Here is a 25516-nt window from a genome sequence, read left to right on the forward strand (position 1 = left end):
AACGTAAAGTGGGCAAATGATGGCGGCTCCTGCGGTAGATTTTAACGAGAAACCAAAGCCTTTCGAGCTTTACGCACTTCGTTACGCCACCCACACGGGGCGGACGGCCAAAGATAATTTTCTTTATGCCGATCCGCACGAGTCGGGCGAAAATCTGGATTATTTCATCTGGTTAGCGCGTCGCGGTGACGAGATTTATGTCATTGATACAGGTTTTGGACAGCATGCAGCGGATGCGCGTGGGCGCACGCTGTTGCGTCGTCCCGTAGATGCCCTTGCACTGCTGGGAGTTGAAGCACAGAGGGTGGGGCAGGTGATTCTGACCCATTTGCATTATGACCACGCCGGAACTCTTGGAGATTTTGCTTCGGCTCGTTTTCATCTTCAGGTCAATGAGGCAGGGCATGCGACAGGCCCAGGTATGTGCGATCCGAAAGCACGTGCGCCGTTCGATGTTGAAAACATCGTTGACTATATCCGCAATCTTTATGCGGGCAGGATAGAGTTCCATCGTGGTGATAAGGAACTCTCGTCCGGAATATGGCTGCACTCGGTGCCGGGGCATAGTGCCGGTTTGCAGGCTGTTCGCGTTTATACGAAGCGCGGCTGGGTGGTACTGGCATCCGATGCAACACATTTTTACGCCAATATGGAGCGCGAGAATCCGTTTCCCGTCTTATTTGACGAGGCGGCACTCATTCGCGGTTATTCTCGGCTAATCGAATTGGCTCCGACCCTTGATCATATCGTTCCGGGGCATGATCCTGCGGTGATGCGTGCCTATGGAGCTCCATCAGATGCTCTCGAAGGCATTGTTGTTCGATTGGATGCCGAGCCGGTTTTAAAGTGGGAGGAACTGGCGCGATGAGTTCGGTTCCAGAACGGGGCGTTTTGATAACGGGTTCAGCGCTTGGGTTGGGGCTTGAGCTTGCGTGGGTTTTTGCAAAGGCTGGAAACCGCATTTTCCTCACCGATATTCGGTCGGAAGTAAATGATGTTGCAGCGGTTTTGGCGGATGCGACAGGCCAGTCGGTTGGTGCTGCGGCTCTTGATTTATCACACCAGGGTGCCGCGGACCAACTTGTCGAGCAGGCTAAAAGTCATCTGGGAACCGTTGATATTCTCATCAATAATGCAGTCATTCGCAAAATATCGCCAGTGCAATCGCTAGCCGATGCCGATTGGGACACGGCGGTTGAGGTCAATCTGTCTGCGCCTTTCCGGCTGATCCGGGCTTGCCTTCCCGACATGCAGGAGCATGGTTGGGGGCGCATCATCAATGTAGCATCGGTATATAGTTTGATCGCTCTCGCGGGTCGCGTGGATTATGTCACCACCAAGCACGCGATGATTGGCCTGACGCGTACAGTCGCGCTGGAACTGGCTTCAACCGCGATCACCTGCAACGCCATTTGTCCGGGATTGATGGCAACAGAGTCAGCGCTTGGTCGGATCAAAGTACTCGCCGCAGAAAAGGGACTGAGCGAAGAAGCAGCGACAGAGCTTTTTCTGTCGACACGTCAACCGGGTGGCAAGTTTATTCCAATGGATACGGTAACGGCTCTTGCGCTGTTTCTTTGTGGCACAGCTAGCGAAGGCATTAATGGCGCTGCGATACCGGTGGATAATGGCTGGTCTTTTGCCTGATAGCGGGGCCACGATAACAGGAGAGTGGAATGTCTGAACTGGGTTTTGTTGGGCTTGGCAATATGGGACGCCCAATGGCAGAGCGCATGATTGGCGCGGGCTATAAGCTTGTCGTCAATGATCGGGCGGATGCTGCGGTTGCAGCGTTAATAGATGCTGGTGCAGATGCTGCAAATAGCCTTGAGGAGCTTGCCAGTCGCGTTGAAACGATTTTCCTGTCCCTGCCAACACCTGAAGTCGTTCTAGCTGTTGGACGTTCCATTGCAGCAAATCCCGGGATTGTAAAATGCGTTGTCGATCTATCAACTACCGGGCCAAAAGCCGAAATGGACCTGGCTGAAATTCTGTCTGGAGTGGGCATTGCTTTGATTGACAGCCCCGTTTCAGGCGGTGTCGCAGGTGCAAAAAAGGGAACGCTTGCTTTGATGGCCGCTGGTCCAGCTGCACATTTCAGCGTTGTTGAACCAATGCTTTTGGCACTTGGTAAGGTGATCCGCGTGGCTGAAGAACCCGGCAAGGCGCAGGTGATGAAACTTATCAACAACATCTGCTCCGCGGCAGCATTGGCGATCACGTCAGAAGCGATGGTTATGGGCGCCAAAGCCGGACTTGATGCCGATGTCATGATAGAAGTGCTCAATGCTGGATCAGGTCGCACATCGGCGAGTGTTGATAAAATTCCGCGTTTTGTTCTACCACGTGGTTTTGACTTTGGCTTCGCAATCGCGCTCTCGCTCAAAGATATTCGCCTGTGCCTTGAAGAAGCCGAACGCCTCGGTGTTCCCATGCTGGTGGGAAATGCGGTGCGGATGCTGTTCTCAATCACCAAGGCTGATTTGGGGCCGGATGCAGATATGACAGCCATCATCCGTCCACTGGAACAATGGGCTGGCACGGAAGTCCGCGGCAAAGCTGCTGGCGTCTGATATGACAGGTTTGAGCGCTGCAATCGCTGAGTTTGTTCATTCGCCACCCGTAATGCCTGATGACGTGCGTACCGCAGGGAGGCGCTCGCTGCTTAATATTGTGGGCACGGCCATTGGTGGTTCAAATGAAGCTGCTATCCAGAAGCTGGCGGCATTGCTACCAGCTTTTTCCGGCTCTGCCACAGCAAGCCTGATTGGACGTGCAGAACGAGCCGATATATTGTGGGCCGCTTATATCAATGCGGCATCCGCCAATATTTTTGATTTCGACGACACCCATGTTCCGACTGTTATTCATCCATCGGCACCTGTCGCGCCTGCTGTTCTGGCATTGGCCGAGACACTCGCTGCGGAAGGAAAGCCGATATCGGGGCATGCGCTGATTGAGGCCTTTGTTCTGGGGGCGGAAGTAACCTGTCGGTTGGGCAATGCCTTGCACCCTATTCATTATGCGCGTGGTTGGCACATTACATCGACGTGCGGTGTGTTTGGTGCAGCGCTTGCCGCGGGCAAATTATTGAAGCTCTCCCCGGCACAGCTTATTGATGCTTTGGGACACGCTTTGGCGCAAGGCGCAGGTTCGGTTGAAACGCTGGGCACGATGTCGAAAAGCCTTTCAGTGGGACAAGCGGCCCGCGCTGGCTTGATGTCTGCCTTGCTTGCCGCCAAAGGTTATACAGGCCCGGCAGCGCCCCTCGAAGGACCACGCGGTTTCCTGGCGCTGCATTCGGATGCCCCAGATTTCTCCGCGCTTATCGATGGGCTGGGAAGCCATTGGGAAATGCTGAAAAACACTTTCAAGCCTTATCCATGCGGTGTGGTTCTGAACCCGGTTATTGAAGCGTGTCTTGGGCTTCATGCGCAAGGTAATTTCGAAGCAGATGAAATTGCATCGATAACATTGACGGGTCATCCACTGCTGCGTCAGCGCACAGATCGTCCGAACGTCACAACGGGTAGACTTTCGCAGGTGAGTGCGCAACATGCGGTGGCGGTCAGTTTGCTCTGGGGTAGAGCCGATCTTGATGCATTTTCCGATCACGCTGTGCAAGATCCGCAATTGAAGGATTTGGCTTCAAAGCTATCTTTCTTAGATGATCCTTCCTTTACATTTGAAGCTGCTGAAGTTTGTCTTTTGCTGCATGACGGGCGAAAGCTTGTGCGCCGGATAGATGCTGTCAAAGGCGGGTTGGACCATCCTATGACTGACGCTGATCTGGCTGCAAAATTCCGAGCGCAGATTAGCTGGCGCGGGATTGATATTGACGCTGATAGGCTGATTGCGTCGCTTGAAACTATCGAAGATGCTGAAGACGGGGCAGTTTTTCTCACAATGACACGAGACAATACGGACAATAATGGGAGAGCGATATGAGCCAGGTAAAAGTTACCGATCCGATATTCACGCTGACCACAGGCCCAGTAGATGCCTACCCGGCAGTGTTACGCGCATTGTCACGACCTGTTCTCTACGATTATGATCCGGCTTTTCTGGCGTTTTATGAATCCGTGAACGACAAGGTTCAACGCGTTTTCCACACGCAAACCCCGCCGGTCATCCTTCAGGGCGAACCTGTGTTGGGGCTGGAAGCTGCGGCCGCTTCGCTGATTACCAAAAACGATGTCGTGCTTAATCTCGTCTCCGGCGTTTATGGCAAGGGCTTTGCTTATTGGGCTGCTCGTTACGCACAAGAGGTCGTAGAACTGGAAGTTCCTTACAATGAAGTGCTTTCGGCCGATGCGGTGGCGGACTTTTTGAATAAACGACCTGACGTTGCTGTGGTTTCGATCTGCCATCATGATACGCCGTCCGGCACGGTTAATCCGGTGGCTGAAATTGGCGCTGTTGTAAGGGCTGCAGGTAAGCTGTTCATTGTGGATTCAGTCTCAGCTTTTGGTGGAATGAATGTTCTACCGGATACATCGTTTGCCGATATCTTTGTGACGGGTCCGAATAAATGTCTGGGTTGCCCGCCGGGATTGACCTTGTTGCATGTGAGCGAAGCGGCATGGGAGAAAATGGCCGCTAATCCTGATGCGCCACGCGCTTCCATTCTTTCGATTGTTGACTGGAAAGATGCGCACAGGGCAGGCCGGCCTTTTCCTTTCACTCCTTCGGTATCCGAGATCAATGCACTTGATGCAGCGCTTGATATTTATCTGGATGAAGGCGAAGAAAACGTGTGGGCACGTCATGCACTTACAGCAAAGGCGTGTCGGGCTGGGGTGCAGGCAGCAGGCCTTAAGCTTTGGGCTGCACGCGAAGAGATTGCATCGGCAACTTGCACAGCCGTGGCAATTCCTGAAGGCATCGACGAAGCGAAGCTGCGTGCTTCAATTCGTGATGTCTATGGGGTTGTGTTCTCGTCTGGTCGTGGTGAAACGCTCGGAAAACTGACCCGGATCGGGCATATGGGACCGACTGCCCGCCCGCCTTACTCACTCATATCCGTTGCGGCAATTGCCGGTGGTCTTAAGGCAGCTGGCGTTCAGGGTATTAATGTTGGTGCAGGGGTTGCGGCGACAATGGCGGTCATAGAAGCGGCACAAAACTAAAGTTTTGCACGTTAAACAGGCATGGTCGGAAATCTGATGCTTTCAAAACAAGCAATTAGCGTATAGTAATACGGTAATACCGGTCCCCATACGCCAAAAGGGGTATAAACTTATGACTGTTTCTATGAACGGGCGAACGCCGCCCATTGATTTTAAAGTGATAAAAGCGGCTGCTCCCGTGCGCCACAGCGTGACGGAAAGCATCCGCAATTCGATTGCAGTGGGATATTTTACGGCAGGTCAGCGCATTACCGAGCGCGATCTGTGTGAGATGACGGGTGTCAGCCGCACCGCTGTGCGTGAGGCACTTCGGCAGCTTGAAAGTGAAGGTCTTGTTGAGGTTGTTCCTCATCGGGGGCCGATTGTGGCACGTCTGAAGCCGGAGCAGGCAGAAGGCATCTATCAGGTCCGTATTGAGCTTGAAGGACTTGCCTGCGAGCTGTTTGCCCGCAATGCAACTGACGCGGATATTGACGCGCTTAAAGCCGCTTTTGAAGTGCTCAAGCAAGGCGACAAGGTCACTGATCCGCTAGAGCGTCTGCAAGCCAAGAATGCTTTTTACGATTGTCTGATTTTCGGCGCACATAACGAAGCGCTTGGTCATACGCTGTCATCTCTTAATGCGCGGGTCATGGTTTTGCGTGCGACTTCGTTGGGAGCACCGGGGCGTACGCGTGAAAGCCTGGCTGAACTCGAAGAAGTGGTTGGTCATCTTGCTGCAAGACGCGGTAAGGAAGCGCGCAAGGCGGCAGCGTACCACGTTATGAATGCGGGCAAGGTTGCAATCGCTATTCTGCGTGAGCGGCTGGCTGAAGAAGCCGACGCCTGATTATTATGCCGGGGCTTGGCCCCGGTATTTTTGCATTGGGATTAGATCCCCGGCGTTGCGCCGCCATCGACATTGATAACAGTTCCATGCACATAGGCAGCAGCCGGACTGCATAGAAAACGCACCACGTTTGCCACTTCATCGGCCTCGCCATAACGCTGGATGCCTTGCGCTTCACGGATTTCTTCGCGTGCTGACTCAACGGAAATATTGCGTTCTTTGGCCAATACTTCTATCCGGCGGTTTAAACGATCAGTCAGGATATGGCCGGGGCAGAGCGTGTTGATCCGCATGCCAGTACCTTGTGCGCGTTTTGAGATCGCCTTGGTAAAGTTGATGAGCGCCGAATTAACCGATCCGCCGATGGTGAAATCCGGTTCAGGCGTATGCGCACCAACGCCCGATATGTTCACGATGTTGCCTTTGCTGTGGGATAAGGCGTCCCATGCAGCGCGGCAAAACCGTACAGTTGCATGAAACTTGAGAGCGAACCCCTCATGAAAATCTTCATCCGTCAGCGATAAGAAATCGCCTCGCTTGGTTGCGCCAGCATTGTTGATCAGCGCATCAATTTGCCCGGTCGCAGCGAGCGTTTCGGACACGACCTTTTCAGCAGCACCTGCTTGTGAAAGATCGGCAGCAACGATGATTATATTCGGCGAGCCAGCGGCGCGGGCGAGTTCCGCAGTCTCTGCTAATGCCGCTCCATCACGAGCGCAAAGGCTCAGTGCAAATCCGTCTTTTGCCAGTCCAATAGCAAAAGCTCGACCCAGTCCACGACTGGCTCCGGTGACAATTGCAGTGCCCATTTTCTGCTCTCTCGTGAATGCTGGTGATGCTATTTCAGATTTTTCTATTTAAATTCAGTTAGATAAAAAGAAAAACCGTAAAATCGCCCCTCGTTGATTTTTCATTATTGTATTACGGTATGATCATGCTATCGTATTCTCGCGCTGTCAATCGGGGTTACGGTTTTTGAGTTATTGAGATCGCTTGGGTGATCCGTTTCAAAAATCTTCCCTTCCAGCACTGGGGAGTCAGATGCAAGGCCGTGGGGATTTGAAAATCAACTTGAATGGGTTCTGTCATAAAGCGGTGCATCGGGTTTTTTCTGCATCTGCTGTGCAACGCAGACGGATCGGTTCCGGGCTGACGCCAGCACGACGCTCCATGGGAATTTCCGCCCGAGTTGCCCAGTCATTGCCTTTATGTCCACACCAGATGCGCTGCACGGCCATTTCGTTGCCCACTGTGTTGAGTTGGAAGACGTTGCCTGTTTTTACATCCACGCCAAAGCTGAATGATCGGCTGTCACCGGGGGCGACTTCACCAAGATCAGCAGAAAACCAATGCGCGATGGAGGCTGAACAGACCAATGCTGCTTTGCCACTGTTTTCGACCGTAATGTCAAGCGACTGGCTGTTAACAGAAGCAGATGCCGCGTTTAAGCCAAGAATTGCTACAGCAAGAAAGGTGATGTGATTCTTCATTTTGAAACATTTCTCCCGATTATACTTTAAAAATCATCCGGGATTGAGTAAGTAGTCAACAAAAATCTATAAATGGGAACAATAAAATGAAAAAAACAATAGCAGGAACAGTCAGTGGTGCTGTGCTCGCTCTCGCCTTGAGTGGCTGGATGGCGAGCAGTGCTTTGGCCGCGGAAATTACATCCATCGCTATTCTGGCTCCGGAAATGGGAACCGATATGGGCTGGAACCAGCAAGGCGTCGATGCGGCAAAAGCTGCAGGTGAAGCTGCTGGTGTGAAGGTAGTTGTTGCCGAAAACCTGGGTTATGGCGATGTTCGCCCAACGCTGCGTGAACTGGCTGAAGACGGCGCAGGTCTGCTGATTGCCCATGCGTCCGGTTATAACACCGCTGCACCGGAAATTGGTGCTGAAATGAATATTCCAGTCGCTATTGTCGATAGCCCGGACAAGCTTGCTGAAGGCAAGATTGCTGACTACACGGCTGCTGGCAGCGATGGTGCATATCTCGCAGGCCGACTGGCCGCAAAGATGAGCAGAACCAAGGTTGTTGGTATCGTCGTCTCCGGTGAGCCACCATCGTGGAACAATATGTCGGTTGCTTTTGCGCAGGGCGTTAAGGCTGAAAACCCAGCCGTTGAAGTTCGCTACGCAGTGATCGGGCCGGCTGCATATGCCGATGCTGCTGGCGGTAAGCGCGTGGCGGAAACCGTTATCGCTTCTGGTGCTGACATTATCTTTGGCCAGGGTAACGGCTCAAGCTTTGGCATGTTGCAGGCTGTAGAAACGACTCCTGCCACCGATGGCGGAAAAGCATATTTCATTGATGTGATCGGAGATAAAACGTCGATCGATAAAGGTAATCTTCTTTCCTCAGTCATTTGGGATCTAACGCCGGTTTATTCCGCGATGATCAAGGATCTGAAGGACGGAAAATACGGTAGCCACAACTATAACATCAAGCTTAGTGACGGCAGTCTTCGACTTCTCAAGACCAAGAACATACCGAACGATGTCTGGAAACAAATGGAAGCTCTTCAGGCTGACGTTGTTTCGGGCGCTATCAAGGTAGAACCAAAGTTTGATGCAGACAGCGTTCACGCACTGGTAAAAACTGTCGCCTCCAAGTGAACCAGCTTGCTTTTAAACCCGTCTCTTAGCTTTCGCAAAACGGCCATTTAGTGGTTCATTTGATGCTGTGAGCAATCAACGTTCATCTTGTCGGAGCGCGTCTTCAAGCGGTCCGACGAGATGTGACGAGATGGATTTGCATGAAGGATAGTGAGATGCAGGCGTCGGTTATAAGTGTAGCCATTCCATCAAGTTCTAATGAGAAGCCATTTGTGGGGCTGCGTGGCATAACTAAGCGCTTTCCCGGCGTGGTTGCTAATAACAATGTCAGCACGGATATCTGGCCCGGCGAAGTTCATGTCTTGCTTGGGGAAAATGGTGCTGGAAAATCCACTTTGGTCGGTATGTTGTCAGGTCTGCAACAGCCAGACGAAGGTTTTATCGAGATTGACGGATCTGCGGTCAATATAACCTCGCCTCGTCACGCTCTCACGTTGGGAATAGGGACGGTTTTTCAGCACTCGATGCTGGTGCCAAGCCTAACTGTCGTTGATAACTTTACCCTTGGCGGGAAATGGTGGCGTAAACCTGATCGCAGTGGGCTCGCAAAGGGCATAATTGAAACTGCAAGCCGTGTCGGTCTGCGCGTTGATCCATTTGCTATGGTTTCGAGCCTTTCTCTTGGTGAGCGCCAACAGGTCGAAATTCTGCGCGCATTGATGCGTGGCAGTCGTTGTCTGATCCTCGATGAAGCGACAGCAATGTTGACACCCAACGAGGCGGTTTCTCTCGGACAGTTAATGCGCCGTCTGGTTGCCGAAGGATTGGCAGTGATTTTCATCACTCATAAGCTCAATGAGGCACTGGCTTATGGGGACAGAATTTCGGTGTTACGTCTTGGAAAAAATGCCGGGGCTATTACGCCTGACGAGCTCAGCGCCAATAGTGATAAGCAGAACACGGCCAACATCATCCGTCTGATGTTTGGCCAGTCTGCACCAGACGATAACGCCAGTGACTATCGCACTACCCGCGAATTGGGCTCCGTGGTGCTTGAAGTTTCAAAGCTGAATTCGAACGCGGGGCGTATCCCGGTCCATGACTTCTCAATTATTCTCAGATCGAAGGAAGTTCTCGGTATTGCCGGCATCGACGGCAATGGCCAGAAAGAACTTGCGGAAGCCTTGGCTGGTCAAACAGCTTGTTCAGGAAGTGTGAGGTTGCACGGTGCTGAGATCGGCTCACTTACAGTGGGAGAGCGACGCGCGGCGGGACTGCGTTACGTGACTGATGATCGGCTGGGTGAGGGAACCGTTGGAGCATTCGCTGTAGCCACTAATTTCTTGCTTAAAGACATTGGTGCGTCACCTTTCTGGAAAAAAGGTATTGAAAAGCCGCAGGCTATCCGTTCGCAGGCTCAGGAGCATGTGCGCAATTTCGATATTCGCACGCCAGATGTCCAAACACCTGTCGGAACCCTATCAGGTGGGAATATCCAGAAGGTTCTGCTGGCTCGTGAGCTGACCGGCTCTGCCGAAGCAGTCATATTTGCAAAGCCGACCTATGGGCTTGATGTGAAAAATATACAGGCCACACGTCAGCGTATCCGTGATGCCGCAGATGCAGGCAAAGCGGTCTTGCTGATTTCAACAGACCTTGATGAGCTGCTTGAGCTTGCCGATCGGGTCGCCGTTATTGATCAGGGCAGGGTCGTCGGCACAGTTCAAAATGGTGTGGGCGCACGTGATGCAATCGGCCGCCTTATGAGTACCGGAGAAGAAGAATGAGCGATCAACAGGCTGGCACGGCTGGGGTTGTAAGCCCGACTATGCGTTCGCCCTTTTCGACCTGGGGAAAAATACTAACTGTTAGCGTCGGCCCGCTGATCGCCGCACTGATTTTGGGAGGAATGATCCTTCTCGCTATGGGCGTCAACCCATTGAGCTATTATGCCTATGTGGTAGAACGTGCGATATTGTCGCCATCTGGTTTGTCTGCGACGCTCACGCGTATGGGACCATTTCTCCTGATAGCTGCAAGCCTAATAGTCGCGTTCCGTGCAGGCATCTGGAATTTGGGTGGTGACGGACAGTTTTTGCTCGCTGCTGTTATTGTGGCAGCCACAACGCCTTTGATGCATGCGGTGCGACTTCCGATGTGGCTTAATTTGCCGCTTGGTCTCATCATCGGATTTGTTATCGGCGCGCTGTGGGGGCTTTTACCCGCCGTGCTCAAAGCTTGGCATGGTATCAACGAAATCATCACTACATTGATGATGAGTTTTCTTGGTGTTTCGCTAGCCAATGTTTTGGTCAAACTGGCGTTTCTGGATCCAGCAACGACCACACCGCAAACTCGGACTTTGCCGGTTGACGCACGGCTACCAAAGCTGTTTGATACGACCATATCATCGGGCCTGATTATTGGTCTTGTCGTCATCATTGCGATGCATTTGATGATGACAAAAACGTCATTCGGGATGAAATTGCGTCTGGTGGGTGCTAATCCGCGCGCCGCCGTTCATGCGGGGCTTTCAGTACCAAGGCTGACAATTGCGGTCTTCGCTATTTCCGCTGGACTTGCCGGACTTTCTGGCGCGGTCGATATCCTGGGAACGCAGGGCAATGTGCGTGCTGACTGGAATCCGGCTTATAGCCTCGCCGTCGTACCGTTGGTTTTCCTCGCTCGCCTAAATGGCTTCGGATCAATCGCCTATGTTTTTTTGTTTTCTGCGCTGACGATTGGCGGCGAGAGTGCCGCGCGTCGTCTTGGCGTACCGAGCTTCTTCTCGCTGGTTTTTGTGGCGCTGCTGCTGATCACGTTGGCGCTGGCTGAATATATCGACAAACACCGCCAATACCGCGCAAAGATCTGAGGAAAGAATATGTCACTTTTTACAGAAAGTTTCATCATCACTTTGTTCCTTGGAGCAATCGCTGCGGGAACGCCACTCTTGCTTGCAGGGCTGGGCGAGCAGCTTTCCGAGAAGGCTGGTGTACTTAATATTGGTCTTGAGGGCATGATCCTCGCGGGTGCTTATGCGGGCTTTCTGCTCGCATGGAGCACGGGCAATATGGGGCTTGGTTTCATCGGCGGGGCTGCTGCTGGGGCTTTTGTTGCAGCATTCATGGCTCTGCTATGCGTTCGTTTAGGTCTCAATCAGATTGTTATCGGCATAGCACTTACTCTGGCAGTACAGGGCTTAACCGCCCTTCTGCATTTTGTACAATTTTCGCGCAGTTACCCACGCTTAGATGGTGCTGCCAAATGGCCGATATGGCCATTGTCGGAAACTCCGATTTTGGGACCTATTCTGTTTAATCACAATCCGATTGTATATCTGGCAGTCACGCTGGTTGCTGTTTTCGCGTGGATTTACAGAATGACCCATTGGGGCACTGCGTTGCAGGCGGCTGGCGATAAGCCGGCAGCTCTAGATGCAACAGGCGTTGACGTCGTGCGTACTCGCAGTACCGCTGTATTGATAACGGGAGCGCTTGCCGGACTTGGCGGTGCTTTCATGTCCGTGGCCGTTGCAGGCGTATTCATTCCTTTTATGAGTCACGGAAATGGCTTTATCGCGATTGTCCTTGCAATGCTGGCACGTGGTAAGCCGCTTTGGGTATTGGGAGGAGCCCTCTTATTCGGTGCAAGTCTCTCTCTGGCGACTGCTTTGCAAGTCGCAGGTGTCAATGTACCGACAGATGTTATTCAGATGCTACCATTTGTTATGGTGATGTTGGTTCTATTGATTGCAGGTCGAAAGGCTAGTCTTCCGCAGGCATTGGGCGAAAGCTTCGTGCGTGGTGCACGCTGACGAGAGTGTAAAGATATGTAAATCGAAAGTGCTTTTGTCTCTCCGTCGGTTACAAAGCCGACACCCGCGATGAATTTCAGGTCAAACTTCTAGATCGTAGAGACCATAGGTAGTTGGGGACAGGGCTTAGGCGGAGTCATACCTGTCGCATATGTCGAGCGAGAAAATGTAATTCCGATTAAGCGACATCGCTAGTGCTGCTGCTGTTGAGGGAGAAACACGGACCCCAGCGTATCATCATCTTTATTGGGGGGCTTTCGGTTTTCCAGCTGACTTCAAGATTATATCGTTGATGTCAACTTAGCCGGAATTTTGGCGAAAATTGCTTTAAAATGAATGCAATTGCGCGCAACGTGTTGTTCATTTTATCAAAAATTGCGACAGTTACCTATGCTCTTGACTGGATATCTTGAAATGTCTCAACGTTCCAGAAGCGTGCAATGTGTTTTCGTCAGGGTATCGGAAACCACAAAATGCCGATTAATTTGCCTCGTATTATCACGTTAAGCGTAACCGAACAGCGCGTAGATCCCTGGCTTTTCTAACGTTTACCACCGGCGAGTTTGAGCGATATTGGATGTTTGCGGAGCCTCAACATTGCCCATGCACCAATGAACGGGCCGGGTGCAAGGATGATAAATGACCATTGCCAGCTTTCCATCCAGTTTGCGATGTGTGGCATGAGCCAAATTGCAAAGACGGTCAGAGCGAAGCCCAACCCCATCTGAAGCGACAGTGCTGTGCCGACAAAATCCCGGTCAGAAAGCTCGGTCACGGCAGCCGAAAATAGCGGTGAATCACCGATGATCGATATTCCCCAGACAATTGAAATGATAACGATAAGCCAGATTGGGCCTGAAAAGGCGAAACCAATCAGAACGGCACATGAACCTGAAACAAGCATAAACCCCGCTGTTGTTGCGGTGCGTCCGAAGCGATCGGACAGAAGCCCGCCCATAATACAGCCGAACAAGCCTGCGGCTATCGCGATAAATGTGATAAGCGATGCGACATATGCGGGAAATGTGTCGCCTATTGCATTGCGGATAAACACCAGCAGCCAGGCCCACATGGCATATAGTTCCCACATATGACCGAAATAGCCGACATTCACCAGCAGCAGATTTCGATCCAGCAGTACGCGTCCGATCTGTTTTGGATTAAACACTGTACGCCCAAAAGGATACGGCCCTTCGCGCGCAAAAAGTAGAAATACCAGACCGGCCAGAAATGAAGCCATGCTTGAGAGAGCGATGACCAGTTGCCAGTCGATTTGCTGTGTGAGTGTTCGGAAAAGATGTGGCATGGATGAGCCGAGTGTCAACGCTCCGACCACCGCACCAAGGGCAAGGCCACGCTTTTTTACAAACCACGTCGAAATGAGTTTCATTGCAGGCGGATAGACCGCCGCAAGCGCTATGCCGGTTGCAAAACGGCAAAGGATGGCACCAAAAGCGCCCGGCTCAAGCAGGAGAATTGCGTTCATCCCCGCCGCTAAGAAGGCGGCTCCTGCCATGAGCCGGTTCGAGCGGACAATATCTGGCAGATTAATAAGGCTTGCAAGCAATGCGCCTGTGACGAAGCCGATCTGCACGCCGTTTGTAAGCCAGGCAACAGCGCTATCGGACAAATGCCATGCGGCTTTGATTTCCGGCGTGACGGCTGTGGCCGAAAACCATGTGGTCATCGAAAGCACAATGGACACGCAGAGTATAGCCAGAACCGGCCAGGGACTGGCTTTTGTTGACTGGTTAATGGCTGTGTTGGCACCGCTTGCTGGGAGTTGCACTGCTTATCTCTTTGCGAGGGGAACAGTATAAACTGTTGCGGTTCCGCTCAGGCAGATTTCGCCAACTTCGTTGCGAATGCTGGTGTTTATCTTGCAGATTGGTTTGTCGTCGCGAACCTCGACGATTTCGACACGTGCCGTAATCAGTTCATTGACGCCGACAGCCTTGACGAATTTCCATTCAACGCCAAGAAAAACAGTGCCGGGGCCGGGCAGGTCTTCGGCAACGGCTGCATTGAGCAAGCCAGAGGTCACGCCGCCTTGAACAATCAGTTTTCCAAAGATTGAAGCCTCTGCAAGCTCACGATCATAATGGAGTGGATTGCGATCACCGGTCATGTCGGAAAAGGTTTCGATGTCCTGCATGGTTGTCCGCCGGGAACGCTCGGCTGCGGCTCCCACCTTTGGCTTGCCCTTGAGGACTCCAGCCCAACCATCCTGTTTCACTTCGGTCATTTTATGCCCTTTCCTGGGATTGTGTTTGCTGAAAAGCGGGCAGAGTTCGCCCACCGATCCGTGTTGGCGTCATTTCGAGTGCTGCACCGACTTCGAGCTTTTGCGTGGGTGTTTGAAGAATGAAGCTCAGAAGCGTCGGCCCTTCTTCAAGTTCAACCAGCCCGACGGCATAAGGCGCAATAGGGAGCCAACCCGGATGGCCGGGTTTGTGCACGATCGAGAATGATTTGAGCCGTCCCCGCCCGGAAGCGTCTTTCCAGATAAGGCGTTCACTCCAGCAATGCGGACAGATCGGCCGAGGATAGAACACGGCGCTATCGCAGCTTTCGCAATGTTGGATGCTCAGTCGCCCTTCTTCCGCCGCCGCCCAGAATGGAGCTGTGAGTGCGGTAATGGTGGGACCAGGGGTTTTGAGAAGATCAAGATCCATCAGTCTGCTCCCAAAACGAGTGCGGTTGCCTCGCTGACAGTTGCGCCATTGCCGGTAACGAGAGCCAGTTGCGGATTTGCAATCTGGCGACCACTGGCTGCGCCGCGCAACTGGCGCACGGCTTCCACGATATGGGTCATGCCGCCAGCAAGGTCGGGTTGGCCAAAGCCGATCTGCCCGCCATGGGTGTTGAGCGGTGTATCGCCTGCGAAGGAAAGGTTGCGTCCATTGAGCCATTGCCCGAATTCGCCCGGGCCACACAGCCCCGCATCCTCAATTGTGAGTGCAACCATGATGGTGTAGCAGTCATAAAGCGACAACAGGCTCATCTGTTTGGCAGATGTACCGGATTGGGCAAAGGCGCGTGCCATGGCCTGTTTTAATGGTCCGGTTGTGAGGTCAGGTGCCTGTGAGGCTGCGCGATGCGTGATTTTTTCGCCTGCGCCCAATAGATGTACTGGTGTCTGGCGGCGTCCACGCGCACGTTTTGCCGATGTAACGATGATGGCTTCGGCACCCGCAACCGGCATGACGATTTCGTATAGATGCAGAGGCGAAGCAACCATCGGCGATGCCAGCACGTCATCTATGCTTGCCGGTTTTCCATAGAAGATCGCATCGGGATTGGATTGCGCATTATGCCGGGCCCAGTGGGCGATGGTTGCAAAATCTCTCGCTGTTGTACCAAAGCGTGACATATGTGCCTGCATGAAAAGCGCATAGGAAATATTTGCACCCGATGCACCGAAAGGAACATCGAACTCGCGAATTGGGTTGCGATTGGGCGAACGCGGCGGGTTGTCGTCGCGGGCATTGCCCAGAACACAAAGCACCGTCTCGCACATGCCCGCTTCAATGGCCGCTGCCGCGCGCCAGACCATGCCTGCACCTGACGCACCGCCAAGGTCAACGACATTGCCCATTGTTGGACGTAGGCCCAGATATTCAGCGATGGTTGCCGGCACATGCTGCGGTGTTTCGCCGACTTGCGGTCCCACCAGCAGGCCATCGATTTCATGTGGGGCCAAGCCAGCGTCCTCTATGGCAGCTGCTGAAACCTTTGCGAGCACTTCAAGCGTTGTGATGCCGTCCGTTTTGCGTTGCGGCTTGAGTTCGCCAATGCCGATAATGGCTCCCTTTGACCTTATTGATGTCATGCCGCGGCACTCCGTACCAACGCCCGATATTCATCAAGACATTCAGGATTGGCGAGCGAGCCGATATTCTTGACCACGCCACCTTCCATGACGGTACGGGCCGCACCTTCCACACGTTTGCCGTTTAGCGTGTAAGGGACTGCATTCACGGCATGGATGCGATGCGGGACGTGGCGGGGGGACGCCATTTCACGAATTTTTTGACGGATTTTTTTTGCAAAGTCACTGGAGAGGGGCGCATCGTCTTTGAGCTTCAGGCAAAGCACGATTTCTTCGTCATCGGTCACTGGCGCGCCAAACACCAGGCAGTCCTCAATCTCTGCAAAGAGTTCGCAGGCAGCATAGATTTCCGCAGTGCCAATGCGCACACCGCCGGGTTTCAGCGTTGTATCCGAGCGACCGTAGATGACCGCCGATCCATAGGGCGTCATTTCAGCAATGTCACCATGGGTCCAGATTTCGCGCCGCTGGGAAAAATAGGTGTCGTGATAACGCTTCATGCCGCCTTCGCCCCAAAAAGTGAGCGGCATGGACGGGAAGGCTTCTGTGCAGACGAGATCACCCTGCTGTCCAATGATAGGAGCATTACGGTCATCCATCACATTGACGGCGAGGCCCAAGCCCTTGACGGTCAGATGTCCGCGCCGCACCGCATGAAGCGGCGAGCCCAGCATGAAACAGCCGATGATTTCGGTGCCGCCGGAAATCGATGCGAACACCATATCCTGTTTGATATGCTCATAAACCCAGTCAAACTGATGCGGAGAGACAGGCGCTCCCGCTGATAATAAGGACTTGAGCGCCGACAGATTATGATGATTTGCCGGCGAATAATTTTCATCTGCAAGGGTCGATAGATATTTCGGGCTGGTGCCAAAATGTGTGACACCAGCCTGTTCGGCAGCATTCCATAGTGGGGTTACATCAAGTCCTGTGGGCGTTTTGAGGATCGGCGCACCATCATAGAGCAGGATGGCGGCTTCGCAGGCAAGCGCCGAAATTAGCCAGTGATACATCATCCATGCCGTATTTGTGTACCAGCTTACGACGTCGTCAGGCTGCACATCGCCGTGTAACGCATGTTCCTTCATATGCTGAAGCAGAACACCGCCCACCGAATGAACGATGGCTTTTGGAGCGCCTGTCGTGCCGGATGTGTAGAGCACATAAAGAGGATGGCGGAAGCCAACGCGTTCAAAAATCAGCGGGGCATCGTTGCCAAAACGGGCATAATCGTGCCGCTTGAATGGTTCTTGTGTTACGGGTGGTAGGCTGCCATGGGTGATGACGATATGCTCGACACTCGGCATGCCCTTGGCAATGTCGATAATGCGCTGGGCAATGTCATGATTCTTGCCGCCATAGCGATAGGAAGCGGCAGCAAACAACACTTTCGGCTTGATCTGCCCAAGGCGATCAAGAATAGCCGCCACGCCGAAATCGGGCGAGCAGGAAGACCATGTGGCTCCAATCGCGGCCGTGGCGAGCAAGGCGACAAGCGCTTCCGTGCGATTTGGTAAAATGCCGACCACGCAATCGTCTTTGGTGACGCCCGCTTTGCGCAAGCCGTCTGCGGTACGCGCAACCATGGCGCGCAGTGTACCGCGTGTGATCGTGGTTTGGGTGCCGGTTTCATCCGCTTCGTGGATTGCGATGTCGTCATCTTCGCCGCGCAGCAAATTTTCGGCGAGATTGATTTGGGCATCGGGGAAGAATGAAGCGCCGGTCATTGGGTTTTCCGGGCTTTCGACAAAGGCACGTTCGCCTTGTTCGCCGATAATATTGGTATAATCCCATAATGCGCGCCAGAATGCGCCCTTGTCTGCGATAGACCAGCGGTGCAGACTATCATAATCGTGGGGATCAAAGCCGTTTGCACGCGCAAATCTTGCCAGATGGCTCGTTTCGAAACGCGCCTCTTCTGGTTGCCATAGGATATCGGATTGCATTTTTCCTCCTCGTCAGTGCCGTTTTAACGGTTGCAATAGTACTGACCGATCGGTACATTGCAGATCAAGAGTCTCGATGTCAATGCGAAATCGTGCCAAAAACAGCATTCGAGCACTGGGGGAAGCGGCTATTGCAACCCACCGCATGAGCAGAGGTGATTATGGAAAATAGTATAACGGCGCCAAGGCCAGACGATTTGTCCGAGAGCAAGCGCATGATCATGGAGGTTGCTGCCAAGCTGTTTGCCGAGAAAGGCTATGGCAGCGTGGGCATCAGCGAAGTTGGTGACGTGGCGGGCTTTGGCAAAGGCGCGCTGTATTATCATATCAAGTCGAAGGAAGAACTGCTTTTTGATATCATGACGGTCTATATGGTCGAACTGATTAATGCGGCACGAACCATCGAAATCTCCGGGACCAGCGTAGCGGATCGCATCCGCGCTCTAAGCCAGAGTTTCATGGAGATCATGTTCGCGAGCCGGCCGGAGATGACGGTGTGTTTTCGTGAAGTACACGCCCTGAATAATGACAAGCGCATGGGCGTTCTTGGTCTTCATGCGGACTATCAGGATATCTGGGTGCGGGTTTTTCAAGATGGTGCCCGGCAAGGCGTACTGCGTTCCATGTCGAAAATTGAAATTAAGGCAATTCTTGGCATGTATTTCTACAGCTTTCTCTGGATCAAGGGCGACGGCGCAATGTCAATCGATGGTATTGCGAAGGACTTTGCGGGCATAACCTTACGCGCCGCCAGCAAGGATCAAACGTCATGATGGAGGAAGTCGTCATCATCGCTGCAAGGCGTACGCCGATTGGTAAACTCAATGGCTGCTTTGCCTCGCGGACTGCTGCGCAACTTGGAAGCACTGTTATTCAGGCTTTACTGAGCGACACCGGGATCGATGGTGGGGACGTCGATGAAGTCATCATGGGGCAGGTTCTGACCGGTGGTGCGGGTCAGAATCCGGCGCGGCAAGCCGCTTTGGCGGCGGGAATCCCCATTGACGTGCCAGCCATGACAATCAATAAAGTCTGTGGTGCCGGACAAAAATCCATCCATCTGGCTGCGCAAGCGATTCATTGCGGGGACGCTGATATTATCATCGCAGGTGGCCAGGATAGCATGACACAGGCACCCCATCTTTTATACGGTATGCGTGAGGGTGTGCGTATGGGGGATCAGCCACTTAAGGATTCAATGATTGTCGATGGCCTGTGGGATGTCTTTCATGGCGTGCATATGGGTGTGACCGCCGAACATCTTGCAAGGCGTTATCAGTTTTGCCGGGAAGAGCAGGATCGTTTCGCCTTGGCATCACAGCAAAAGGCGTTGGCGGCTGTCGAAGCAGGTCGATTTGAAGCGGAAATTGTACCTGTCACCATATCCACGCGGCAGGGAGACAGGGTGATTTCTGCCGACGAACATCTCAACCCAGATACAAATCTGGAAAAACTGGCGCGTTTAAAGCCGGTTTTTGACCCTGCCGGCACAGTTACGGCGGGGAATTCTTCGGGCTTAAACGATGGTGCGGCAGCGGTTCTGGTGATGTCCGGCAAACGCGCTGCTCGTCTTGGTCTGGAGCCACTCGCGCGTATCAAATCCTATGCTTCGGCGGGTGTGGAACCGATGGATATGGGACTTGGACCCGTGGCCGCTTCGCGCAAGGCGCTTGCGAAGGCCGGTTGGTGCTCAGATGATGTGCAGATCATGGAGATCAATGAGGCTTTCGCGGCCCAATCAATGGCAGTTATGCGCGAAATGGGCTGGGATGGCGAGGGGATTAACGTCAATGGCGGAGCGATTGCCCTGGGCCATCCTTTGGCTGGTTCGGGCTGTCGCATCGTTGTGACGCTGTTGCATGAAATGAAAAAGCGCAACGTTGAACGTGGGCTTGCTTCGCTTTGCATTGGCGGCGGACTTGGAGTCAGTCTTTGTCTTGAGCGTTAAAGAACACCGCGTTTGAGAGCTATGGTTTGGCAAATGTTAGCGCGCGATGCGTTCTAGCTCACTGGTTTATATTGGATATTACCCGAAATGGTTTCACCGCTTTCGGTGGTGCGCGCTCGAGTGGTTTTGTGTCAAAAACAGCACTCGACGCCTCGTTTCACCGCAAATTGATTGAGATTACATCTTGACTTGCTATCCCATCTCTTACAAATTGTACCGATCGGTCGGTACTTTACTGATCGTTGTATCATTGTCCCGAAATACTGCGCATACACCTTAGAAGGAAACGTCTGCCGAGTGCGGACGCTATTGGTGCACGTTGTTTGATCGGGGCATATTCTCTGGGAGGAGAGATATGACTTACAATCCAGCAATAGCGGTTCCTGCAAAAGGGCTGACAAAAGAGCATCGCAAGGTTGCCGCAGCCAGCTTTATCGGAACAGCGATAGAGTGGTACGACTACTATCTTTATGGGACATGCGCAGCGCTCGTGTTTCCTTACGTTTTCTTTCCTGAATTCGACCCCTATGTCGGCACGCTTGTGGCGTTTGCCACTTATGCCGTGGGCTTTATCGCGCGTCCGATCGGTGGTGTTATCGCAGGCCATTATGGTGATCGGATCGGAAGAAAAGCCATGTTGATGCTGAGTCTTCTGGTCATGGGCATCAGCACCGTTCTCATAGGCTTCATACCAAGCTATGCGTCCATTGGCGTCTGGGCGGCGGTCATCCTCTGCGCGCTGCGTATCTTGCAGGGTTTTGCCGTCGGTGGTGAATGGGGTGCGGCTGTGGTGATGGCTGTCGAACACGCACCACCCGGCAAACGCGGTCTTTACGGCAGTTTCCCGCAGATTGGGGTGCCAGCCGGTTTGCTCTTGTCGACCATTGCGGTCGCCATTGCTTCGGGTGTCATGACAAATGAGGATTTTTTGTCATGGGGGTGGCGCATACCCTTTCTGTTTAGCGCACTTCTTATTATCGTTGGTGTTTATATTCGCTCCAGCGTGAGTGAATCGCCCGCCTTTGAGGCCGTCAAAGAAAGCAACCAACAGGCAGAGCGCCCGGTTGTGGATGTCGTGCGTGACCAATGGCGTGTGCTGCTTTTAACGATCGGCATGAAGTTTCTGCAAAACGCAGTCTTCTATCTCTACAGCGTTTTCATGCTGTCCTATATCGTCAACTCTCTTGGATTTGACCGGCAGGTGGGGCTGAATGCAGTTGTTATTTCCTCGGTGGTGGGTTTTGCAACCTTGCCATTCTGGTCCTGGCTGAGTGATAAAGTCGGGCGCAAGCCAATCTATCTTTTTGGCTGTATTGCCTCGACATTGTTCATTATTCCGTTCTTTTCTCTCGCGCAAAGCGGATCGATTATCCTGCTGACTGTGGGCGTAGTGATTGGCCTCAATGTGCTGCATGATTCACTCTATGGACCGCAGGCAGTGTATTTCTCTGAGCTATACGGCACCAAAGTTCGGCTGAGCGGCGCATCCATTGGCTATCAGATTGGTGCCGTTTTGTCGGGCGGGCTTGCGCCGTTAATTGCGACCGCTCTTCTTGCCTACTATGATGGGAAACCAACCGGGATTATCATTTATGTTTTCATTCTGGGCATAGTCAGCACTGGCTGCACTTTGCTCGCGCGGGAAACTTATAAGGATAAATGGGAAGGATCGGACGAATAAGAGCCGTTCTATCTTATGTATTATCCAAAAGGGCCGCAGAAATGCGACCCTTTTTTTATTTTCAGAACGGGTATTAAACGGAAATGCTTGACGGCAAAAGCAAAGCGCAGGATTGTAATTTTTAATTGTAACCAGAAATGTATTTATATGGAAAAATTGAAATCAAGGACGCGTGGGCGTCCGCGTTATGATGAACTGGACGGCAACGCGGATGATGTTTTCAAGCAAATAGCTAGCGAAGCACTTGATCGTAACGAGACGGCGCCTTTGTGGGTTCAGCTTAAAAATCGAATTCAGGATGCCATTGCGTCAAAAAGTTTGCGACCCAATTCCCGTATGCCATCAGAAACGGCATTATGCGAAATCTTTGATGTATCTAAGCCCGTTGTACGCGCGGCCCTGGCGGCGCTGTCTGTGGAAGGCCATGTGGTGAAGATGCCGCGCAAGGGCATGTTTATTTCGCAACCGCGTCAGGATGTCGATTTCATGACGTCCAATCTCAGCGTCTTTGGTGACCTTACAGCCAAGGGGCACTTGGTCACCACCAAGACATTTGAATTCTACCGCGCCAAGGCCAACGAGAATGAGCAATCTGTCTTTGGCATTCCGCCGGAGGGGGACGTCGTGCGCGTTACGCGCGTATATTATTGTGACGGGCGGCCGATTACGCATACCCGAATTTCATTGCCAGGCTATAAATTGCCGGGAATGGAAAAGCTCGACATCGACAATCGCTCGATCTTTCAGACCATCCGTGAGCAATATGGACTGACCGTTCAGCGCGCAGAGCGTTGGTTTACGGCGGAGTTGCCCGATGCCGATACGACTACACGTATGGGTATTCCTGAAAATACGCCGCTAATTGCTATTGAATCGATAGCTTATGATCATGATGGCGGGGCGCTGGAATATTATCGAGCTTTTTATAATTCGGCTGTAGCGCGTATTCATCTCCGCATTGACTCCTAATTTAATATACCGTTCGGTACAAAAAACAACATTTCTGGTAATAACCAGATTGACATGCGCTGAATAGCAACCTATCCTGCTACCTAGGACGCGAGGAGCGTTCCGAGGGAATTTACAAAGCATATTTTGATGGTCGCGCGGGATGGTGCCCCTCCCGCGAACCCTTGACTGTTGCCTTGTGGTAGAGTGCAGGAGGAGTGCATGGATTACCGCAATCAGCTCGATTTTTCGGGCCATGTTGTCGTTGTAACCGGCGGTGCAAGTGGTATCGGTCTGGAAAGCGCAGTTGCATTTGCATCGTGCGGTGCGGATATCGCGCTGCTCGATCTCAATGAGGCGGCGTTGCTCAAAGCCGCTGAATCCTTTGCAGAACTGGGTGTCAAAGTTTCCACCCATGTGGTCAATGTCACGCAATCATCAGAGGTAGATGCTGCGGCCAGTGCGGTCCTCGCTGCGCACGGCAAGGTGACGGTCCTCGTCAATAGCGCCGGTATTGCGCGGCTTCATTCTGCGCTCGACGTATCGGATGAGGAATGGCGTCTTGTGATGGATGTGAATGTGAATGGCACTTTCTGGGTGTCACGCGCATTTGGACGCATCATGTTGGAACGGCGTGAAGGCAGCGTTGTCAACCTTGGTTCGATGTCAGGCCTTATTATAAACTGTCCGCAATTTGCGGCGTCCTATATGGCGAGCAAGGGTGCGGTGCATATGCTGACCAAGGCGCTTGCAGTTGAATGGGCCGATAGTGGCGTCCGGGTTAATGCGGTAGCACCGGGTTATGTCGGCACCGAAATGACGCTGAAAATGCGTGAGCGGCCCGAATTGTTCAATGTCTGGATGGACATGACGCCAATGCGGCGTTGTGGTGCGCCTTCTGAAATTGCTTCAGCAATCCTTTTTCTTGCATCCCCAGCCGCAGGTTACGTGACCGGGTCCATTCTGTCCGTCGATGGCGGCTATACAGCATTGTGAGGTTTTCCTTGGATAATCAATCGACCAGTTACAGCGCCGCTGAGCTGACTAAGCGTCAGTCCATTATCGATGCGTGTATCGAGATGAATCGCCTTGGCATTAATCAGGGTACGTCCGGTAACATCAGTGTCCGTCATGAGGACTATATTCTAATCACCCCGACCAGTACGCCTTATGACCAGCTTACCGTCGATAGCATTGTTCGTCTGGAAATGGACGGCACCACCAAAGGAACATTGCAGGCATCGAGCGAATGGCAGTTCCACCGCGATATCATGGCCGCGAGAGCGGATGTGAATGCGATAGTTCATGCGCATCCCATCTATTCCACTATCATTGCCATTATGGGTCTCCCCATTCCAGCGATCCATTACATGGTCGCCGTTGTCGGTGGCGAAGACATTCGCTGCGCGCCCTATGCGATATTCGGTAGCCAGGAATTATCTGAAAATGCCGTCGAAGCATTGCAAGGCCGTACAGCCTGTCTGCTTGAACATCACGGTATTATTGCAGTGGGCGGCACATTGTCGAAAGCACTTTGGCTTTCGGTCGAGGTGGAAACGCTCGCACGCCAGTATCACGGCGTTTTGCAGCTTGGTACCCCACGGTTACTGCCGAAAGAAGAGATTGCCCGGGTTCTCGAAAAAATGGGGAGCTACGGTCACAAAGACTAACAACTATAACGACCACCTATAAGATGCCCTTTGTGGCATCAATTATTGATCAGCGAAATTAGGACAAACTCGGGAGGAGAACGTCCATGTCACTGGGAATGAATAAAACACGTCGCAATTTTTTCAAAACGACTGCCACAATGCTTGCAGTTACATTGGGCATCGCGGCTTTCGGTGTCAGCGCTCATGCAGAAGATGCTGTTCCCGGAAAGCTTTCCCTGTCGGGAAAACGGATCGGTATTTCTGCTGTTGGTACCGATCATCATTGGGATTTGATGGCCTATCAGGGTATCATTGATGAAGTGAAGGCACTTGGTGGGGAGCCGATTGCACTTGACGCCAAGCGCAACGATCAGACCCATGTGGCGCAGCTTCAGACTTTGATTGGCCAGAAGCCGGACGCAATTATCGAAATGCTCGGTAATCTCGACGTGCTAAACCCGTGGCTCAAGCGTATTCGGGATGCTGATATCCCACTGTTTACAGTCGATACAGCAACGCCACATTCCATTAACAATTCCACTTCGAACAATTATGCTCTTGCAAGTGAAGTGGCACTCCAAATGGTTGCCGATATGGGTGGTAAGGGCAACGTCCTCGTTTTTAACGGCTTTTACGGCGTGCCTGTCTGTAAAATCCGATATGATCAGCTCAAATATGTTCTGCAAAGCTATCCGGATGTGAAGCTCATCGAGCCGGAACTGCGTGACGTGATCCCGAATACGGTTCAAAGCGCATATTCTAACGTCACGGACATGCTCACCAAGTATCCAAATGACGGTGATATCTCCGCAGTCTGGGCATGTTGGGATATTCCGCAGATCGGTGCCACTCAGGCGATTGAAGCGGCTGGCCGCAAGGGCATCAAGACCTACGCAATTGATGGCAGCCCAGAGGTTGTTGAAATGGTCGCAAATCCAGAGTCCGCCGCTGGTGCGGTCGGCGCGCAGCAGCCTTATGAAATCGGTCGCTCAGCAGCACGTAATGCAGCACGCTATCTCGCTGGCGAACATGTGGCGCCTTTCACTTTTGTGCCTGCTGTTCTCGTGACCAAGGAAAACGCTAAAGAAACGGCAGCGCCTTTCCTCGCCAAGAAGGCGGGTGCAGCTAACTAAGCCCACTCCTATGCGGTGCCGCAGATCACGCGGTGCCG

At 52.6% G+C, this 25516-nt stretch carries 24 protein-coding genes; 17 read left to right on the forward strand and 7 right to left on the reverse strand.

Annotated elements, in window-relative coordinates; translation table 11 throughout:
* Nucleotides 1-16 precede the first annotated feature (16 nt).
* From CES85_RS25620 to CES85_RS25645, 6 genes are all read left to right on the forward strand, one after another.
* A complete protein-coding gene (locus CES85_RS25620) occupies nucleotides 17-868 on the forward strand; it encodes an N-acyl homoserine lactonase family protein (RefSeq protein WP_244923330.1) in 852 nt (283 codons plus the stop codon).
* The gene (locus CES85_RS25625) at nucleotides 865-1647 is read left to right on the forward strand and encodes an SDR family NAD(P)-dependent oxidoreductase (protein WP_095448585.1); all 783 of its coding nucleotides are present in this window, start codon (nucleotides 865-867) and stop codon (nucleotides 1645-1647) included. Before CES85_RS25620 ends, CES85_RS25625 begins: the two co-directional genes overlap by 4 nt.
* A gap of 29 nt (nucleotides 1648-1676) precedes the next feature.
* Nucleotides 1677-2573 carry an NAD(P)-dependent oxidoreductase gene (locus CES85_RS25630; protein WP_095448586.1) on the forward strand — a complete coding sequence of 299 codons (897 nt, stop codon included), beginning with the start codon at nucleotides 1677-1679 and terminating at the stop codon, nucleotides 2571-2573.
* A 1-nt stretch (nucleotide 2574) separates the two neighbouring features.
* Complete coding sequence (locus CES85_RS25635) at nucleotides 2575-3948, forward strand: MmgE/PrpD family protein (protein WP_095448587.1); 1374 nt, start codon at nucleotides 2575-2577, stop codon at nucleotides 3946-3948.
* On the forward strand, nucleotides 3945-5129 hold the full coding sequence (gene ppaT / locus CES85_RS25640; protein WP_095448588.1) for a pyridoxamine--pyruvate transaminase: 1185 nt from the start codon (nucleotides 3945-3947) through the stop codon (nucleotides 5127-5129). The genes CES85_RS25635 and ppaT overlap by 4 nt, the downstream gene beginning before the upstream one ends.
* A 112-nt stretch (nucleotides 5130-5241) precedes the next feature.
* Nucleotides 5242-5958, forward strand: a complete 717-nt coding sequence (locus tag CES85_RS25645; protein WP_095448589.1) for a GntR family transcriptional regulator — start codon at nucleotides 5242-5244, stop codon at nucleotides 5956-5958.
* A gap of 41 nt (nucleotides 5959-5999) precedes the next feature.
* Here CES85_RS25645 and CES85_RS25650 read toward each other — a convergent pair whose 3' ends face one another.
* A complete protein-coding gene (locus tag CES85_RS25650) occupies nucleotides 6000-6767 on the reverse strand; it encodes an SDR family oxidoreductase (RefSeq protein ID WP_095448590.1) in 768 nt (255 codons plus the stop codon).
* Nucleotides 6768-7043: 276 nt separating this feature from the next.
* Nucleotides 7044-7448 carry a hypothetical protein gene (locus tag CES85_RS25655; protein ID WP_095448591.1) on the reverse strand — a complete coding sequence of 135 codons (405 nt, stop codon included), beginning with the start codon at nucleotides 7446-7448 and terminating at the stop codon, nucleotides 7044-7046.
* Between the two features lie 86 nt (nucleotides 7449-7534).
* Between CES85_RS25655 and CES85_RS25660 the strand changes: the two genes are divergently transcribed.
* The 4 genes from CES85_RS25660 to CES85_RS25675 all read left to right on the forward strand — a co-directional run bounded on the left by CES85_RS25660 (nucleotide 7535) and on the right by CES85_RS25675 (nucleotide 12335).
* Entirely contained in the window at nucleotides 7535-8578 is a 1044-nt protein-coding gene (locus CES85_RS25660; protein ID WP_095448592.1) for a putative B6 ABC transporter substrate-binding protein, read from the forward strand.
* A 140-nt stretch (nucleotides 8579-8718) separates the two neighbouring features.
* On the forward strand, nucleotides 8719-10305 hold the full coding sequence (locus CES85_RS25665) for a putative B6 ABC transporter ATP-binding protein (protein ID WP_244923331.1): 1587 nt from the start codon (nucleotides 8719-8721) through the stop codon (nucleotides 10303-10305).
* Entirely contained in the window at nucleotides 10302-11393 is a 1092-nt protein-coding gene (locus CES85_RS25670) for a putative B6 ABC transporter permease subunit 2 (RefSeq protein WP_095448594.1), read from the forward strand. Before CES85_RS25665 ends, CES85_RS25670 begins: the two co-directional genes overlap by 4 nt.
* A gap of 9 nt (nucleotides 11394-11402) precedes the next feature.
* Nucleotides 11403-12335, forward strand: a complete 933-nt coding sequence (locus tag CES85_RS25675) for a putative B6 ABC transporter permease subunit 1 (protein WP_095448595.1) — start codon at nucleotides 11403-11405, stop codon at nucleotides 12333-12335.
* Between the two features lie 541 nt (nucleotides 12336-12876).
* On the opposite strand, the gene CES85_RS25680 is transcribed toward CES85_RS25675, so the two are convergent.
* Genes CES85_RS25680 through CES85_RS25700 form a run of 5 tightly spaced genes read right to left on the reverse strand, consistent with a single transcriptional unit; the run spans nucleotide 12877 to nucleotide 18116 of the window.
* Nucleotides 12877-14124, reverse strand: coding sequence for an MFS transporter (locus CES85_RS25680; protein ID WP_244923332.1), 1248 nt, complete (start codon nucleotides 14122-14124; stop codon nucleotides 12877-12879).
* A gap of 3 nt (nucleotides 14125-14127) precedes the next feature.
* Nucleotides 14128-14580, reverse strand: a complete 453-nt coding sequence (locus CES85_RS25685; RefSeq protein WP_095448596.1) for a MaoC family dehydratase — start codon at nucleotides 14578-14580, stop codon at nucleotides 14128-14130.
* Between the two features lies 1 nt (nucleotide 14581).
* Entirely contained in the window at nucleotides 14582-15010 is a 429-nt protein-coding gene (locus CES85_RS25690) for a Zn-ribbon domain-containing OB-fold protein (protein ID WP_095448597.1), read from the reverse strand.
* Nucleotides 15010-16167, reverse strand: coding sequence for a thiolase family protein (locus CES85_RS25695; protein WP_095448598.1), 1158 nt, complete (start codon nucleotides 16165-16167; stop codon nucleotides 15010-15012). Before CES85_RS25695 ends, CES85_RS25690 begins: the two co-directional genes overlap by 1 nt.
* On the reverse strand, nucleotides 16164-18116 hold the full coding sequence (locus CES85_RS25700) for an acetoacetate--CoA ligase (RefSeq protein WP_095448599.1): 1953 nt from the start codon (nucleotides 18114-18116) through the stop codon (nucleotides 16164-16166). Before CES85_RS25700 ends, CES85_RS25695 begins: the two co-directional genes overlap by 4 nt.
* A 161-nt stretch (nucleotides 18117-18277) precedes the next feature.
* Between CES85_RS25700 and CES85_RS25705 the strand changes: the two genes are divergently transcribed.
* From CES85_RS25705 to CES85_RS25735, 7 genes are all read left to right on the forward strand, one after another.
* Entirely contained in the window at nucleotides 18278-18889 is a 612-nt protein-coding gene (locus CES85_RS25705; RefSeq protein ID WP_095448600.1) for a TetR/AcrR family transcriptional regulator, read from the forward strand.
* Nucleotides 18886-20064, forward strand: coding sequence for an acetyl-CoA C-acetyltransferase (locus tag CES85_RS25710; protein ID WP_280523394.1), 1179 nt, complete (start codon nucleotides 18886-18888; stop codon nucleotides 20062-20064). Before CES85_RS25705 ends, CES85_RS25710 begins: the two co-directional genes overlap by 4 nt.
* A 355-nt stretch (nucleotides 20065-20419) precedes the next feature.
* Nucleotides 20420-21745 (forward strand): MFS transporter, encoded by a 1326-nt coding sequence (locus CES85_RS25715; RefSeq protein ID WP_095448601.1) that lies wholly within the window; start codon nucleotides 20420-20422, stop codon nucleotides 21743-21745.
* Between the two features lie 87 nt (nucleotides 21746-21832).
* A complete protein-coding gene (locus CES85_RS25720; RefSeq protein WP_244923333.1) occupies nucleotides 21833-22714 on the forward strand; it encodes a GntR family transcriptional regulator in 882 nt (293 codons plus the stop codon).
* Between the two features lie 201 nt (nucleotides 22715-22915).
* The gene (locus CES85_RS25725) at nucleotides 22916-23689 is read left to right on the forward strand and encodes an SDR family NAD(P)-dependent oxidoreductase (RefSeq protein ID WP_095448603.1); all 774 of its coding nucleotides are present in this window, start codon (nucleotides 22916-22918) and stop codon (nucleotides 23687-23689) included.
* Between the two features lie 8 nt (nucleotides 23690-23697).
* Complete coding sequence (locus tag CES85_RS25730; RefSeq protein WP_280523395.1) at nucleotides 23698-24363, forward strand: class II aldolase/adducin family protein; 666 nt, start codon at nucleotides 23698-23700, stop codon at nucleotides 24361-24363.
* 86 nt (nucleotides 24364-24449) lie between these two features.
* Complete coding sequence (locus tag CES85_RS25735) at nucleotides 24450-25478, forward strand: sugar ABC transporter substrate-binding protein (protein ID WP_404904978.1); 1029 nt, start codon at nucleotides 24450-24452, stop codon at nucleotides 25476-25478.
* The last annotated feature ends 38 nt before the right edge of the window (nucleotides 25479-25516 follow it).

Origin of the sequence: Ochrobactrum quorumnocens (genome assembly GCF_002278035.1) — a bacterium.
GTDB lineage: Bacteria > Pseudomonadota > Alphaproteobacteria > Rhizobiales > Rhizobiaceae > Brucella > Brucella quorumnocens.

Excerpts from the sequence above, each read along its gene's own strand:
- CES85_RS25620 (WP_244923330.1), top strand. The coding sequence starts at position 17 with ATGATGGCGGCTCCTGCGGTAGATTTTAACGAGAAACCAAAGCCTTTC.
- CES85_RS25625 (WP_095448585.1), top strand. The coding sequence starts at position 865 with ATGAGTTCGGTTCCAGAACGGGGCGTTTTGATAACGGGTTCAGCGCTT.
- CES85_RS25630 (WP_095448586.1), top strand. The coding sequence starts at position 1,677 with ATGTCTGAACTGGGTTTTGTTGGGCTTGGCAATATGGGACGCCCAATG.
- CES85_RS25635 (WP_095448587.1), top strand. The coding sequence starts at position 2,575 with ATGACAGGTTTGAGCGCTGCAATCGCTGAGTTTGTTCATTCGCCACCC.
- ppaT (WP_095448588.1), top strand. The coding sequence starts at position 3,945 with ATGAGCCAGGTAAAAGTTACCGATCCGATATTCACGCTGACCACAGGC.
- CES85_RS25645 (WP_095448589.1), top strand. The coding sequence starts at position 5,242 with ATGACTGTTTCTATGAACGGGCGAACGCCGCCCATTGATTTTAAAGTG.
- CES85_RS25650 (WP_095448590.1), bottom strand. The coding sequence starts at position 6,767 with ATGGGCACTGCAATTGTCACCGGAGCCAGTCGTGGACTGGGTCGAGCT.
- CES85_RS25655 (WP_095448591.1), bottom strand. The coding sequence starts at position 7,448 with ATGAAGAATCACATCACCTTTCTTGCTGTAGCAATTCTTGGCTTAAAC.
- CES85_RS25660 (WP_095448592.1), top strand. The coding sequence starts at position 7,535 with ATGAAAAAAACAATAGCAGGAACAGTCAGTGGTGCTGTGCTCGCTCTC.
- CES85_RS25665 (WP_244923331.1), top strand. The coding sequence starts at position 8,719 with ATGAAGGATAGTGAGATGCAGGCGTCGGTTATAAGTGTAGCCATTCCA.
- CES85_RS25670 (WP_095448594.1), top strand. The coding sequence starts at position 10,302 with ATGAGCGATCAACAGGCTGGCACGGCTGGGGTTGTAAGCCCGACTATG.
- CES85_RS25675 (WP_095448595.1), top strand. The coding sequence starts at position 11,403 with ATGTCACTTTTTACAGAAAGTTTCATCATCACTTTGTTCCTTGGAGCA.
- CES85_RS25685 (WP_095448596.1), bottom strand. The coding sequence starts at position 14,580 with ATGACCGAAGTGAAACAGGATGGTTGGGCTGGAGTCCTCAAGGGCAAG.
- CES85_RS25690 (WP_095448597.1), bottom strand. The coding sequence starts at position 15,010 with ATGGATCTTGATCTTCTCAAAACCCCTGGTCCCACCATTACCGCACTC.
- CES85_RS25695 (WP_095448598.1), bottom strand. The coding sequence starts at position 16,167 with ATGACATCAATAAGGTCAAAGGGAGCCATTATCGGCATTGGCGAACTC.
- CES85_RS25700 (WP_095448599.1), bottom strand. The coding sequence starts at position 18,116 with ATGCAATCCGATATCCTATGGCAACCAGAAGAGGCGCGTTTCGAAACG.
- CES85_RS25705 (WP_095448600.1), top strand. The coding sequence starts at position 18,278 with ATGGAAAATAGTATAACGGCGCCAAGGCCAGACGATTTGTCCGAGAGC.
- CES85_RS25710 (WP_280523394.1), top strand. The coding sequence starts at position 18,886 with ATGATGGAGGAAGTCGTCATCATCGCTGCAAGGCGTACGCCGATTGGT.
- CES85_RS25715 (WP_095448601.1), top strand. The coding sequence starts at position 20,420 with ATGACTTACAATCCAGCAATAGCGGTTCCTGCAAAAGGGCTGACAAAA.
- CES85_RS25725 (WP_095448603.1), top strand. The coding sequence starts at position 22,916 with ATGGATTACCGCAATCAGCTCGATTTTTCGGGCCATGTTGTCGTTGTA.
- CES85_RS25735 (WP_404904978.1), top strand. The coding sequence starts at position 24,450 with ATGTCACTGGGAATGAATAAAACACGTCGCAATTTTTTCAAAACGACT.